Origin of the sequence: Chryseobacterium aurantiacum, assembly GCF_003020585.1 — a bacterium.
Classification (GTDB): Bacteria; Bacteroidota; Bacteroidia; order Flavobacteriales; family Weeksellaceae; genus Chryseobacterium; species Chryseobacterium aurantiacum.
In genome coordinates, this window is record NZ_PXUE01000001.1 from 650,796 (window position 1) to 665,045 (window position 14,250).

13 protein-coding genes are annotated in these 14,250 nt (G+C 31.0%); all 13 read left to right on the forward strand.

The window, feature by feature from the left end:
* The first annotated feature begins 35 nt into the window (after positions 1-35).
* The 13 genes from C7D53_RS02965 (at position 36) to C7D53_RS03025 (ending at position 14,245) form a co-directional block, all read left to right on the forward strand.
* Complete coding sequence (locus tag C7D53_RS02965; RefSeq protein ID WP_106914897.1) at positions 36-854, forward strand: polysaccharide biosynthesis/export family protein; 819 nt, start codon at positions 36-38, stop codon at positions 852-854.
* An 8-nt stretch (positions 855-862) separates the two neighbouring features.
* Complete coding sequence (locus tag C7D53_RS02970) at positions 863-3,250, forward strand: GumC family protein (RefSeq protein WP_106914898.1); 2,388 nt, start codon at positions 863-865, stop codon at positions 3,248-3,250.
* A gap of 4 nt (positions 3,251-3,254) precedes the next feature.
* On the forward strand, positions 3,255-4,541 hold the full coding sequence (locus C7D53_RS02975; RefSeq protein WP_106914899.1) for a nucleotide sugar dehydrogenase: 1,287 nt from the start codon (positions 3,255-3,257) through the stop codon (positions 4,539-4,541).
* The gene (locus C7D53_RS02980) at positions 4,528-5,814 is read left to right on the forward strand and encodes an oligosaccharide flippase family protein (RefSeq protein WP_106914900.1); all 1,287 of its coding nucleotides are present in this window, start codon (positions 4,528-4,530) and stop codon (positions 5,812-5,814) included. Before C7D53_RS02975 ends, C7D53_RS02980 begins: the two co-directional genes overlap by 14 nt.
* Positions 5,807-6,442, forward strand: a complete 636-nt coding sequence (locus C7D53_RS02985) for a CatB-related O-acetyltransferase (RefSeq protein ID WP_106914901.1) — start codon at positions 5,807-5,809, stop codon at positions 6,440-6,442. The genes C7D53_RS02980 and C7D53_RS02985 overlap by 8 nt, the downstream gene beginning before the upstream one ends.
* A 22-nt stretch (positions 6,443-6,464) precedes the next feature.
* Positions 6,465-7,583 carry an EpsG family protein gene (locus C7D53_RS02990; RefSeq protein ID WP_106914902.1) on the forward strand — a complete coding sequence of 373 codons (1,119 nt, stop codon included), beginning with the start codon at positions 6,465-6,467 and terminating at the stop codon, positions 7,581-7,583.
* A 115-nt stretch (positions 7,584-7,698) separates the two neighbouring features.
* Positions 7,699-8,550, forward strand: coding sequence for a glycosyltransferase family 2 protein (locus C7D53_RS02995; RefSeq protein ID WP_106914903.1), 852 nt, complete (start codon positions 7,699-7,701; stop codon positions 8,548-8,550).
* Between the two features lie 104 nt (positions 8,551-8,654).
* Entirely contained in the window at positions 8,655-9,872 is a 1,218-nt protein-coding gene (locus C7D53_RS03000) for a glycosyltransferase family 4 protein (RefSeq protein ID WP_106914904.1), read from the forward strand.
* A complete protein-coding gene (locus tag C7D53_RS03005; RefSeq protein WP_106914905.1) occupies positions 9,866-10,483 on the forward strand; it encodes a CatB-related O-acetyltransferase in 618 nt (205 codons plus the stop codon). The genes C7D53_RS03000 and C7D53_RS03005 overlap by 7 nt, the downstream gene beginning before the upstream one ends.
* 185 nt (positions 10,484-10,668) lie before the next feature.
* A complete protein-coding gene (locus C7D53_RS03010; protein WP_106914906.1) occupies positions 10,669-11,817 on the forward strand; it encodes an N-acetyl sugar amidotransferase in 1,149 nt (382 codons plus the stop codon).
* A 1-nt stretch (position 11,818) separates the two neighbouring features.
* Positions 11,819-12,436 carry an imidazole glycerol phosphate synthase subunit HisH gene (hisH, locus tag C7D53_RS03015; RefSeq protein ID WP_106914907.1) on the forward strand — a complete coding sequence of 206 codons (618 nt, stop codon included), beginning with the start codon at positions 11,819-11,821 and terminating at the stop codon, positions 12,434-12,436.
* Positions 12,430-13,200, forward strand: a complete 771-nt coding sequence (locus tag C7D53_RS03020; RefSeq protein WP_106914908.1) for an AglZ/HisF2 family acetamidino modification protein — start codon at positions 12,430-12,432, stop codon at positions 13,198-13,200. Before hisH ends, C7D53_RS03020 begins: the two co-directional genes overlap by 7 nt.
* A gap of 10 nt (positions 13,201-13,210) precedes the next feature.
* On the forward strand, positions 13,211-14,245 hold the full coding sequence (locus C7D53_RS03025) for a polysaccharide biosynthesis protein (RefSeq protein ID WP_106914909.1): 1,035 nt from the start codon (positions 13,211-13,213) through the stop codon (positions 14,243-14,245).
* The last annotated feature ends 5 nt before the right edge of the window (positions 14,246-14,250 follow it).

The following is a 14,250-nucleotide window of genomic DNA, read 5'->3' on the forward strand; positions in this document are numbered from 1 at the left end:
AAAATATAAAATGTATATTTGTACAATTTTAAAATATGAAGAGTAAATTATTAGGTATTTTTGTTTTATGCCTGTTGATGTCATGTAAGGTTAATGAGAAAGCCAAAAATGACTTGAACTATATGCAAAATATAGAAAAAGTTGCTATAGAGGCATCTACGAAAAATTCAAGTTCTACAATACAGACAGGAGATCAATTGGTGATACTTGTTACGGCTAAAGATATGGATGTTGTAAAGCCATTCAACCAAAATTATTCATCTTCAGAACTTATTCAAACTAATACTTTAGCTGGAGGAAATACACCTAATCAGGGAATGATAACTATCAGTGGTCCTACTTATATTGTAGATTCACATGGAGAAATTGATTTTCCAATTATTGGAAAACTTAATACTACTGGTAAAACATTAACAGAATTTAAAGACATGCTTCGGTCAGAAATGACACGCTATGTTATCAATCCTACAATCAATATTAGAATATCCAATTTTAAAATTACTGTTTTAGGAGAGGTCAACAGACAAGGAGATTATATAGTTTCTAATGGCCAGGCAACAATATTAAATGCCCTAGGTATGGCAGGTGATTTAACGGTATATGGGAAAAGAGATAATGTATTAGTCATAAGAAATGAAAACGGACAGATAACTCACGGAAAGATAGATCTACAGGATGCCAATCTGATAAATTCACCTTTTTATAACCTTAAACAAGGAGATGCCATCATTGTAGGTTCTACTAATACAAAAGATATAGCATCTAAACAAAACCCAAATACAGCACTTTATTTAACTGCAATCTCAATAGCCGTTACAGCGGCGGCAGTTGTTATAGGTCTAATCAAGAAGTAAAAAAATTAATGAATAACCAAAATACTCTGAATTCATCAGAAGCTGAAAATTCAAATAATATTGATCTTAATGAAATAATAAAGCCTTATCTAAGGAATTGGACTTGGATTATTGTTTCAATGTTTTTATGTGCTATTATTACTTATTTTGCCTTAAAATTTGTTACTCCTGTCTACAGCGTAAAAACGACTGTACTTATTAAAGATGCTAAAAATACCCCATCTACAGCTAGTGATATGGGGGTGCTTCAGGATTTATCCGGTTTGGCAGGTATGAAAACGAATAGTATAGATAATGAGGTTGAGATCCTAAAATCAAAAAAATTGATGAGGGATGTAGTAAAATCTCATGATCTACAAACTAATGTATTTGCAAAGCAAAAGATTGGTAATATTGAACTGTATAAAAGTTCTTCTCCCATTATAGTTAAAGTTGTTAAAGAAAATCCATTAGAACAATTTCCTAAAAAATCTATCAATTTAAAAATAAAAAATGATGAACTTCATCTTTCTTCTGATGAACTTGGGAAAGAGTTTTCATCCAGATTTGGTAAAACAATAAATTTACCATTTGCAACTATTATTATTATTAAAAATAATAAGTTTAATCCTTTAACAGTTAAGGATCTTGATATTAATGATTTGCAGTTATCTATTTCCTCTACAGAGGCGAAAGTTACTTCTCTTCAAGATATTTCCAATATAGGTATTGTTAGTAGAGATGCTACGGTTTTAGGACTTGCATTAAACTATCCCCAAAAAGAAAAAGCAATTGATATTCTAAATGCTTTGGTAATAGCATATAATAATGATGCTATTACAGATAAAAATTTAGAATCTAAAAAAACTCTGGATTTTATCGAAGGAAGAATTAAAAAGCTTTCTGGAGAATTAGGCGAAGTTGAAACTGAAAAAGAAAACTTTAAAACAAAAAATAATCTTACTGATCTTGAAACTGAGGCTAAAATAAACCTAGAGAGCTCTGCATCTGCTAGAGCAAAACAACTAGATGTAGATGCTCAATTAGAATTAACAAACTCTTTGATTAGTTTTGTTTCAAAACAAGGTCATTTTCAAGTTCTTCCTGCGAACGTAGGATTAAACAATACGGAGACTGCAGCAGGAATTTCTGCCTATAACCAACTTATCATGCAGCGTAATAGACTATTAGAGTCTGCAACCCCTGAAAACCCTGCTGTGATGGATATCACGAAGCAGATTAATTCCATGCGTACAACAATAACACAGAGTTTACAGAAAAACAGAGATGGTTTGGCATTAACAAGGAATGAATATTTAGGCGAACAAAATAAGGTTTCCAGTAAAATTTCCAGATTACCTTCCATTGAAAAGTTATTTAGAGGAATTGAAAGACAACAGCAAATTAAAGAGAATCTATATCTTCTTCTTCTTCAAAAAAGAGAAGAAACTGCAATAGGCCTATCAATTACAGCTCCTAAAGCTAGAGTTATTGATACTGCATATGCTTCAAGTTCTCCCGTATCACCTAAAAAAGGAGTTATACTCCTTGTTGCTTTAGCAATAGGACTACTAATTCCTTTAGTTATTATTTATGTAAGAGGATTATTAAACAATAAAGTTGTAACTAAGCATGATTTAGAAAACTTAGTGCATGGAGCTGTTATTGCAGAGTTGCCAAGCTTAGAAAAAGGAGACTCGGGTATTGTTCAGGTAAATGATATTACTCCTATGGCTGAAGCATTTAGAATCTTAATAACTAACATGAACTTTATGCTTCCGAAAGATAAAAACCATGGAAAAGTTGTTTTTGTTACTTCAACAGTTAAAGGAGAGGGGAAAACTTTTACCTCTGTAAATTTGGCTTTAACATTAGCTAATCCTAAAAAGAAAGCAATTATTATAGGTTCAGATATTAGAAACCCTCAGCTACAGAGGTATAATACGGCAAGAAAAGGATTGGCTGGACTTACTGAGTACTTATATTCTGAACAAACACAATTGGAGGATATTATTCATGTATCATCTTTCAATCCACATTTAGATGTTATCTATTCAGGAATGATCCCTCCAAACCCTACGGAACTACTTTCGAATGGTAGATATGAATATCTATTAGATCAGCTTAAGTCAAAATATGATTATATCATTTTAGATACAGCACCATTACTTCTTGTTACAGATACATTCTTAATTGCTGAACTTTCAGATGTTACAATTTATGTTACAAGATCGAAATATACAGAGAAATCATTATTAGAATTCGCAAATAATAATATTGACCAGAAGAAGATTAGAAATGTAGGATTTGTATTAAATGATGTGAGTAGAGATAATCTAGGATACAGTAATAAATATGGCTATGGTTATGGAGCTATGCATAAATCATGGTTTGATAAAATAAAAGAAAAATTTTAAATAGATGAAGAAAATTGCAGTTATTGGCCAAGGATATGTAGGACTACCACTAGCCCTAGAATTTTCAAAACATTTCCCTGTTTATGGTTTCGATATCAATGAAAATAGAGTTAATGAACTTGGATCTGGAGAAGATCATACGTTAGAAGCTGATAGTAATGAAATCCGTGTTCTTCTACAATTAGCAAAAGAAAGCAACTTTGAGAAAGGCTACAAACCTACTTCTTCTTTATCAGATATAGAGAATGCAGATATATATATTGTTACCGTTCCAACACCAATTGACAGATTTAACGCACCTGATCTAAAACCACTTTTAAAAGCAAGTGAAATGCTGGGTAAGCTCATTAAATCTGGAGATATAGTTATTTATGAATCAACAGTATATCCTGGTTGTACAGAAGAAGATTGTGTACCAGTTCTTGAGAAAATATCGGGATTGAAATTTAATGTTGATTTTTTTGTAGGCTATTCACCAGAAAGAATAGTACCTGGAGATAAAGTAAATACATTAACTACTATAAAGAAAGTTACTTCAGGTTCTACACCAGAGATTGCAGAAGAAATAGATCAGCTGTATAAAACAATTATTACAGCAGGTACTCATAAAGCTGCTAATATTAAAGTTGCAGAAGCCTCCAAAGCTATTGAAAATGCTCAAAGAGATGTAAATATTTCATTTGTGAATGAGTTGGCTTTGATTTTTGACAGAATTGGTATTGATACCCATGATGTATTAGAAGCTGCAGGAACAAAATTTAACTTTCTTCGTTACTCACCAGGTCTTGTAGGAGGGCACTGTATTTCTGTAGATCCATATTATTTAGCCTATAAAGCTCAGGAGCTGGGGTATCACCCTCAGGTTATTTTAAGTGGTAGAAGGGTTAATGATATGATGGCTCAGTTTATTGCGGGTAAAGTAGTAAAGCTTATGATCAGAAAAAAAATGAATATTCATGGATCTAAGGCTTTAATACTAGGTGTTACCTTTAAGGAAAACTGCCCTGATGTAAGAAATACAAAAGTTGTTGATATTTATAATGAACTTAATCAATTTGGACTTGATGTAGAAGTCTGTGATCCGTGGGCTAGTGCAGAAGAAGTAAAAGATGAATATGGAATTGACATTATTAATAATATTCCTGATATAAGTCTTTATGATGTTGTTGTTTTAGCTGTTTCACATAATCAGTTCATTAATATTGATTTTTCAAAAGTGAATAAAGACACATCTGTTATATTTGATGTAAAAGCGTGTTTAGACAGATCTGTTGTTGATGAGAGACTTTAATGTAAAAGATAGTTTATCTAAGATTAAACTTAGTGTAAAAAATAATAAGACAGTTGTGGAAAATTATATTTTCATGACTGTCTTTCAAATTTTAAATTCTTTTTTTTACATTCTTATTTATCCATATTTAATAAGGGTTTTAGGTCCTGCAAATTATGGTATTTATGTAGTGGGGGTAAATATTGCTACTTATTTTCAAACAATTATTACGTTTGGATTTGATTTTCCAGCTTTAAAAGAAGTCTCTTTGTCTCATGATAAACCTTCTGAAATTAGCAAGACATTTTCAGTAGTTTTTTATGCCAAGCTCTTATTATTTTTGCTATCGCTTATTGTTTTTTCCGCGATCATATTTTCAGTACCGCGACTTTTAGAAAATGGGTTGATTTACTTCCTGTGTTTTTTGAATATTTTTAGTTTTGTTCTCTATCCTCAATGGTATTTCCAAGGATTACAGAGAATGAAAATAGTAACAATAGTGCAGCTTATCTTTAAAGTTCTTTCTTTACCTTTCATTTTTATTTTTGTAAAGGAAAAAGAAAATATTTTGATATTTACTGCTATAACTGTAATATTCAATCTACTATCTTCATTGTATTTATTTTATATTATTTTATATAAAGATAAAGTAAGTGTTGTTAGACCAACTATAGAACAAATAAAGAAATGGATTAAAATGTCTTCTCCATTTTTTGCATCAAATTCAGTTAATGCTATTAAGCATCAAAGTACAACAACTCTAATTGCAATTTTCTTTTCAACCAAAGATGTTGCTCTCTATGATTTGGCACTTAAAGTATTTCAGGTTCCCACATTAATTACATCTAACATTAATGGTGCTATTTTTCCAAAAATTGTTGGAAATGCAAATTATAGTCTTGTTAAAAAAATTGTGAGATACGAAACCTTAATTGGAATTTTTATTGTTCTATTTTTATTATTCTTTGGCAAGCCTATTATAACACTCCTTGGTGGAGCAAATATGCTGGATGCATATCCGTTATTGGTTGCCATAAGTTTTAGTGTTTTTACAATTTTAACAGTAGGAGCTATAATGAGTTTTGTATTTGTACCTCACGGTTTATATAAAATGGTGGCCTATAATCAAACAATTGCTTTTATAGGATATTCTGCCTTTATTATTTGTGGGTTATTTTTGTTCAAAAGTATTGTTGTAATGCCGCTAGCTGTAACGTTTTCTTCTTTTTTGGAGATTGGGTTCACTTTTTATATTTTAAATAAATATCGAAAAAAACTGTATAAAAATGAGTAGATTATTTTCATATATTAAATCCATATTTGCTGTTGTTATTTTCAAGATTAAATGGAGAAAATTAAATTCTCATAATTTTACAACAGCGAAAAATTTATTCAATAAGGATAGGGTTAAAATCGGTAGATTTAGTTATGGTCCATTGGAAATTTTCGATTATGGTGAAGAGAATGCAGGCCTTGAAATGGGTAGTTTTTGTTCTATTGCATTGAATGTTAAATTTATTTTAGGAGGCAATCACTTTACTGATGGACTTTTTTGCTATCCAATAAGCCCAATGCTAATCGATAAAGGAATTGGATCATATTCTAAGGGAAAAATAAAGATTGGTAATGACTGCTGGATAGGAGTAGGAGCAACAATCCTCTCGGGTGTTGAATTAGGAAACGGTTGCGTAGTTGCAGCAGGAGCTGTTGTTACAAAGTCATTTCCAAGTTACAGTATTATTGGTGGGAATCCTGCTAAAATTATAAAGAAAAGGTTTGATGAGGAAACAATAGATTTGTTGGAAAAAAATATCCAGATATATAATAAGGAAACATCTTGGTATAAAGAAAATCATATGCATTTGATGAAAAATGAATGTTATAGTGATTCGATTAAAAATATTTTAAATGAAAAAATATAAGTTAAAAACTTATTGATAGCAAATGGATATTCCAATTCTGATTATTTATATTTCATCTATATTTCTTTTGATTTTTTTAAATAAAAGCATTAAAAAATCATTTGGAGGAATATATATTATTACCGTTTTTTGTTATCTTATTGCCTCAAGAAGTGATAAAGTTCCAGATACACTTATGTATTTGGCATATTTTAATGATGAGGATACTAACTTTGGATATTACAGAGCTATCACTGGTTTTGAAGAAGGATTTCGTTTTTTTACTAAAATTATTAAAACATTTACAGAGGATAGTAATATATATATGGGAGCTATATGTATATTAAATATGCTAGTAATTAATTATTCATCAAAGAGAATAATAAATAACTATAATTTAGAATGGGGGGGAGAAAGTAATAAGAAAATTATTTATTTTTCGTCATTATTACTATTACTCTATATATCTTTTTTTGGAATTTATGTTAATGCAATTGTATTACGTGTAGGAATGGCATATTCAATTATCTATTATGCCGCTTCTATAGCATTGGATCCTCAGAAAAAAGGGTATTCGAAATATATTATTATTGCTTTTTTGCTTTTTGTTGCTTATTTAATGCATTCAACGGCCTTTATTTTGGGAGCTATTATACTGTCTGTTTTAATGTTTTCAAAACAACTAAAAAGAGAAACATACATTATTACTTTAATTTTAATATTCCTTGTTTATTTTCTTAATTTATCAACCTCAATAGGAATATATTTATTTAAGATTATAGGATCAGGAGACTCAGCTTTTGCTGCTAAACTTGATGGGTATTCCTCTGGATTTGGAGCTTTAAAATCAGAAGGATTCTCACTCAAATTTTTATTTTTTTGGAGTATGTCTTTCGTTTTATCTTTAAATAAAAAAGAAAATAAAATATATTATAAACTATTAAATATTTTGATCATTGGAGTTTTAATCCATTCTTTATTTAGATCTATATTATTGGTCGAGAGGATTACAGATTATTTTACTTTTTACTCCTTTATTCTTTTTTATTTATTTTTATCAAGTAAAAAAAATCTTTTATTTGAATTTTTATTATTACTTGTAATTGTTGTATGCCAATTGATTTTTATTTTAAGAATTACAAATCTCGAATTAATTGCATAATTATTTTAAGTAGAATAAATTAATATGATAAGAAATAGTAAACTTTTATTGAATAGCATAATAAAACATTCTAATAGCTCATTTATTTAAACCTTATCTTAATAAATAAATATATATGAAGTTAAGTATTATTATAGTTACATATAATTCATCGTCTTTAATAAAAACCTGTTTACAATCAGTTTTTAAATTTAATGATATTGGTGATCAACTTGAAGTAATAATAGTTGATAATAATAGTGGTGATTTTAATGAACTAAGTGAAATAGTTACAAAAGAATTTTCAAATGTTAAATTAATTAGCAATGCAGAAAATAAAGGATATGGGCAGGGGAATAATGTTGGGGTAAGGAATTCGACAGGTGATACTATTCTAATTATGAATCCTGATGTAATTTTATTTAAACCAATTTTTAATTCGATTCTTTCCACTTTCACTGCCAACCCAGAGACTCTTTTAATAGGCATGAAGCAGTATGAAACAACAAATAAATTAGGGCAATCTTTTCTTATGTTGAATTCATCACCAATAGATTTATTTATTCATAAAATATGTAAAAAAATAGATTTTTATAGCTCAAAAATGTTTTGTTTTTCTGGAGCCTGTTTTGCAATTAGTAAAGATGCTTTTACAAAGGTGGGAATGTTTGATGAAAATATCTTTTTATATAGCGAAGAGCGCGATTTACATTACAGATTGTTGAAGTTGAATGGATCAATTATTTATAAAAAAGATTTAGGATATATTCATCCAGTAGAAGATAGAGGATTTAATGTTACTTCAATTATTCGTGCAATGAAGTCATTGATATATGTGAATGAGAAAAGTGGGAGGTCTAAAGATGTAACAATACAAAATGAATTGAATATCTATAAGGTTCTTAAACTAAAAGCAAGACTATTGGGTAGAAAAAATGAAGTTGATCAACTTGATTTAGTAATACAAGGAATAAAAAATATGAATTAGTTTATAAACGAAATTAATATTTAAGGAGTTATTAATCCAGAGATCAAATCAAAAATAAATGACTAGATAAAATTTAAAATAATCTTATCAAAGTGCAAAAACAAATGGAAAAAAAACATAACGAAACATCTTTAACAAAGTCAGAAAATCATAAGGCTAAGATAGTACACCTTTGTTTATCATGTTTTTATATTGATGATTTTTCTTATCAGGAAAATATGTTACCAAAGTATCATAAAGAGATGGGATATGATGTTACTGTAATAGCATCATTGGTATCATTTGATAGTAATGGTAAACCGTGCATACTTCCATCCGGAGGAGAATATATGGCAAAAGACGGCTATAAGGTTGTAAGATTAGATTATAAAAAACCATTTCATAAATTGAATAGTTTTATTAGAATCTATGATAACCTCATGAAATATATTGTAGAAGAAGCTCCGGATATTTTATTTATTCATGATTATTCTTTTATGGATATCCTGCCAGTAATGGAATATGCCAAAAAAAATAATGTGACAGTTTATTCTGATTGCCACACAGACTATATTAACAGTGCAAAATCTTGGGTTTCTAAGAATATTTTTCACCACTTAATATGGAGATTGATAGGAAAAAAAATAAAAAATGATATCAAATTTTTCTATGGGGTTACTCCTCTTCGATGTGATTTCCTGAAAGATGCATATCAGTTACCGGATGAAAAAATAAAGTTCTTGAGAATGGGGGTTGACGACCACAAATTACAGGAACTCATTAATAGCAATGTAGGAGTTAATCTTAGAAAAGAATTACGAATAGAAGATGATGAATTTGTTATTCTAACAGGTGGTAAAATTGACTTCCAGAAAAATATTCATCTTGTTTTAGAAGCGGTAAGGAATATCAAAAATTCGAATAAAAAGTTTAAGTTGGTTGTTTTTGGGGTAATTGCTCCGGAAAGTAAAGAGATGATAGACCAACTTTTAGACTCTGAAAATATAATATTCGTGGGGTGGCTTTCTCAAGAGAAAATCTTAGATTATTTGCTGATGTCTGACCTAATTATTTTTCCGGGAACCCATTCAGTTCTGTGGGAGCAGGCAGTAGGGGCAGGCAAACCTGCTATTTTCAAATATTGGGATGGGATGACCCACGTAGATATTGGTGGAAATTGTCGTTTCTTGAGAAATGAATCCATAGAAGAAATAGAAAAGGTACTTATAGAAATTCTTAATGATCCTGATGTATATAAAAATATGCTAGAGAAAGCTAATTCACCACTAGCAAAAGAATTCTATTATTCTGTAATTTCGAAAAAATCTATTGAATTATGCTAAACAAAATTGAATACTACTGGTCTAAACTTTTGAAAAAAATTAGATTTAAGGCTGTTGTTGATTCTCAGATTCACAAAACGTCTAAGGTGAGTGCTGGCAGCCAGGTTGTAGGTTCTACAATTGGTAAACATTCAGATGTAGGATACGATTGTGTTATTATTAACTCTTCAATAGGAGCTTTTTGTTCACTAGGTGCAAATATCATTATCGGAGGCCCGCCCCATACATTAGATTGGGTTTCTACCTCTCCGGTTTTTAATGAAAATAAAGATCATCTTCCACAAAAATTTGCATATCATAAGTTTTCATTAGATACCTCTACGAAGGTTGGTAATGATGTTTGGATTGGAAATAATGTTCTCATAAAAGCTAATGTTACCATTGGAGACGGAGCTGTTTTAGGTATGGGAAGTGTGGTGACAAAAAATGTAGGACCCTATGAAATATGGGGAGGTAATCCGGCAAGAATGATTAGAAAGAGATTTGATGATGATGTCATAGAGAAATTACTCGATACAAAATGGTGGGAATGGGATGATAAAGCTATAAAGGAATCAGGTCATTTATTTAATGATGTAAAAGCCTTTATAGAAAAAAAAGGTTCTCATTAACGAGAACAATATTAATAAGCTATCAGAAAAGTTTCTATTCAATATAAAGGCTTAATATTTTTTGATTCTTTAGAAAGGGAACAGGTTTTGTAGTAAAAAAAAAGAGGTGTTTTTCTATAATTAATTTATAACCTCTTAATGTTTTAGAATTTATAATGTAAATCGCTAATTTTGCAAAAAAATAAATGGAAATAAAAAAGCACGAAGTCCAGGTATGTACCAACTGTATTATGGACAGTACAGACGAATCTATTATCTTTGACGAAAAAGGAATGTGTGACTACTGTCACAATTACTATAATAATATTTTACCTTATTGGCATCCCAACGAACAAGGAGAAGCCGAAATACAAAAAGTTATTGATAAAATAAAAGCAGAAGGAAAAGGCAAGGACCACGATTGTATTATTGGTATTTCCGGTGGTCTGGATAGTTCTTTCCTTGTACATCTTGCTGTGAAAAAATGGGGACTAAGACCACTTCTTTACCACGTAGATGCCGGTTGGAACTCAGATGTATCAACCAATAATATCAAAAACCTTGTTGACGGACTTGGGGTAGACCTATATACAGATGTTATTAATTGGGAAGAAATGAAAGATCTTCAAAGAGCTTTTATTAAATCTCAGGTTCCAGACATTGATACCCCACAAGACTTGGTGTTTTTCTCATCACTTTATAACTATTGTGCCAAAAATGGTATCAAATATATCCTTACAGGAGGAAACTTTTCTACCGAATGCGTAAGAGAACCTTTAGCTTGGGGTGCTTACTATCAAACTGATATGAAGTATGTGAGTGATATCCATAAAAAGTTTGGAAGCAGAAAACTTAAAACTTTCCCAACATGTGATATCTTCAAGTATAAAATTCAATACAGATTGATCAATGGTGTTAGAGTAGTAAAGCCTTTGGATCATGTTAAGTTTCTTAAGAAAGAAGCGGAAGATCTGTTGGAAAATGAATATGGATGGCAACGCTACAAACACAAGCATCACGAGTCTAGATTTACAAGATGGTATGAGGCTTTTTGGTTACCAAGAAAGTTTGGTTTTGACAAAAGAAAGAACCACTTGTCATCTTTAGTTTTAACAGGACAAATGACAAGAGAAGATGCTTTAAAAAGAGTTTCCTCTCCAGAATTACCAGAAGATGAGTTGATGAAAGAATTCGAATATGTAGCTAAAAAACTAGATTTTACTACAGAAGAATTATGGTCATACTTCAATGGTCAGAATAAGAACTTTATGGATTATAAGAATAACTATAAACTTATTCAGCTAGGAACAAAGGTAATGCAGATGTTAGGATTAGAAAAAAGAGCATTCAAATAAAATGGTAACAATAATAGATTATGGTGTAGGTAATATTAATGCTTTTTTAAATATTTTTAAACAGCTTAATATTCCTGCAGCAACAGCCAAAAAAGTAGAAGATCTGGAACAGGCAACTAAACTTATTCTTCCCGGTGTTGGGCATTTTGATTATGCCATGCAACGATTTAATGACTCTGGGATGAAAGATAAGGTAAATGAGTTGGTTCTAGAAAAAAAACTTCCTGTAGTAGGGGTTTGCGTAGGAATGCAAATGATGGCTAAAGGTAGTGATGAAGGAAATTTAGAAGGGCTGGGCTGGGTAGATGCCCATGTTCATAAATTTGATGCTGCACAGGTTTCTGCCAAACTACCATTGCCTCACATGGGATGGAATGATATACAGTTAACCAAAGAAACTCCACTATTACAAGATCTAGATGAAAATCCAAGATATTATTTTCTGCATTCATATTATTTTAAATGTGAAAATAATGATGATATCATTGCAGAAACTGATTATGGAATAAAGTTTACAAGTGCTATCAATCATAAAAATATATTTGGTGCTCAGTTTCATCCAGAAAAAAGTCATCATTTTGGTATTCAGTTATTAAAGAATTTTGCAGAAAAATGTTAAGACCACGTATTATACCATGCCTTTTAGTTCATGACAAGGGCCTTGTAAAAACAGAAAACTTCAAAAAACCAAGATATCTTGGAGATCCTATGAACGCAGTAAGGATTTTCAATGAAAAGGAAGTTGATGAAATTATCATTCTAGACATTGATGCCACTGCAGAAGGACGCGGACCTGATTTCAAAATGATAGAACATTGGGCTGAAGAATGCAGAATGCCATTGTGCTATGGAGGAGGAGTAACTACAGTAGAACAGGCTCAAAGAATTTTTTCATTAGGAGTAGAAAAAATAGCATTCAGTAGTGGTGCATTGAAAAACCCTCAACTCATTAAAGAAATTTCAGATAAAGTAGGAAGCCAAAGTGTAGTAGTAGTACTAGATGTTAAGAAAAAACTATTTGGTGGCTATGAAGTTTATACCCATAACGGGAAAAAATCTACAGGAAAATCCCCTTTTGAACTCATTAAAGAATTTGAGAGACTAGGTGCTGGAGAAATCGTTATTAATTCTATTGACAACGATGGTGTTATGAAAGGATATGACATGAAACTGATGGAAACAGCAAGAAAAGAGACTACATTGCCAATGACCGCTATTGGTGGTGCAGGAACAATGGATGATGTGGGACAGCTAATTAATAAATTTGGTATAATAGGAGCTTCAGCAGGTAGTCTTTTTGTTTATAAAGGTAAACTCAAAGCTGTATTGATCAATTATCCAAATTTTAAGGAAAAAGAAGAAATTATAAAGCAGTACTTTTAAGGAATACCGTATGCAAATTCAACATAAAACACTTTTGATTACTGGTGGTACAGGTTCATTTGGAACAGCTGTACTTAATCGCTTTTTAGCGACAGATCATTTCAAGGAAATTCGTATTTTTTCTCGTGACGAAAAGAAACAGGATGATATGCGAAACCTGTATAAAAATGAAAAAATAAAATACTATATAGGTGATGTCCGTGATTATAATTCTGTAGAACCGGCAATGCGGGGTGTAGATTATATTTTTCATGCGGCAGCACTGAAGCAGGTGCCATCATGTGAATTCTTTCCAATGCAGGCTGTGAAAACCAACGTTGAGGGAACTCAGAATGTTATCCGCGCAGCTGCAGCAAATGGAGTGAAAAAAGTTATCTGCCTTTCTACAGATAAAGCAGCTTACCCCATTAATGCAATGGGAATATCTAAAGCAATGATGGAAAAAGTTGCTGTTGCAGAAGCCAGAAACCTTACAGATACCGTTGTATGTCTTACACGCTATGGAAATGTAATGGCATCCAGAGGCTCTGTTATTCCATTGTTTTTAAATCAAATTCAAAAAGGAGAACCTATAACAATTACAGATCCTAATATGTCACGTTTCTTCATGTCTCTTGAAGACGCTGTAGACTTGGTATTGTTTGCTTTTGAAAATGGAAATCCTGGTGATTTGTTTGTAAATAAAGCACCGGCAGGAAGTATTGGTGATTTGGCTAAAGCTTTAATAGAGCTTACAGGTAAAGAAGTTCCTATCAAGATTATAGGGACTCGTCATGGTGAAAAGTTATATGAAACACTTTGTACCCGTGAAGAAATGCTAAAAGCTGAAGATATGGGAGATTTCTACAGAGTGCCTGCAGATAATCGTGATCTTAACTATGCGAAGTATTTCTCGGAAGGAGAAGAAGATATTTCTAAAGTAGAAGATTATCATTCTCATAATACAGAGCAGCAAGGAGTAGACGGGCTTAAAAAGCTGGTTTCAACTTTGCCATTAATTAAAAAAGAAGTTTTTGGAGAAGATGTGATGCAATATCCTTACTAGAAGAT

What these genes read in the sequence shown, in the direction of transcription:
- C7D53_RS02975 (WP_106914899.1), top strand. Translation starts at nt 3,255, where the DNA reads ATGAAGAAAATTGCAGTTATTGGCCAAGGATATGTAGGACTACCACTA.
- C7D53_RS03025 (WP_106914909.1), top strand. Translation starts at nt 13,211, where the DNA reads ATGCAAATTCAACATAAAACACTTTTGATTACTGGTGGTACAGGTTCA.
- C7D53_RS03000 (WP_106914904.1), top strand. Translation starts at nt 8,655, where the DNA reads ATGGAAAAAAAACATAACGAAACATCTTTAACAAAGTCAGAAAATCAT.
- C7D53_RS02980 (WP_106914900.1), top strand. Translation starts at nt 4,528, where the DNA reads ATGAGAGACTTTAATGTAAAAGATAGTTTATCTAAGATTAAACTTAGT.
- C7D53_RS02970 (WP_106914898.1), top strand. Translation starts at nt 863, where the DNA reads ATGAATAACCAAAATACTCTGAATTCATCAGAAGCTGAAAATTCAAAT.
- C7D53_RS02985 (WP_106914901.1), top strand. Translation starts at nt 5,807, where the DNA reads ATGAGTAGATTATTTTCATATATTAAATCCATATTTGCTGTTGTTATT.
- C7D53_RS02990 (WP_106914902.1), top strand. Translation starts at nt 6,465, where the DNA reads ATGGATATTCCAATTCTGATTATTTATATTTCATCTATATTTCTTTTG.
- C7D53_RS03010 (WP_106914906.1), top strand. Translation starts at nt 10,669, where the DNA reads ATGGAAATAAAAAAGCACGAAGTCCAGGTATGTACCAACTGTATTATG.
- hisH (WP_106914907.1), top strand. Translation starts at nt 11,819, where the DNA reads ATGGTAACAATAATAGATTATGGTGTAGGTAATATTAATGCTTTTTTA.
- C7D53_RS02965 (WP_106914897.1), top strand. Translation starts at nt 36, where the DNA reads ATGAAGAGTAAATTATTAGGTATTTTTGTTTTATGCCTGTTGATGTCA.
- C7D53_RS03020 (WP_106914908.1), top strand. Translation starts at nt 12,430, where the DNA reads ATGTTAAGACCACGTATTATACCATGCCTTTTAGTTCATGACAAGGGC.
- C7D53_RS02995 (WP_106914903.1), top strand. Translation starts at nt 7,699, where the DNA reads ATGAAGTTAAGTATTATTATAGTTACATATAATTCATCGTCTTTAATA.
- C7D53_RS03005 (WP_106914905.1), top strand. Translation starts at nt 9,866, where the DNA reads ATGCTAAACAAAATTGAATACTACTGGTCTAAACTTTTGAAAAAAATT.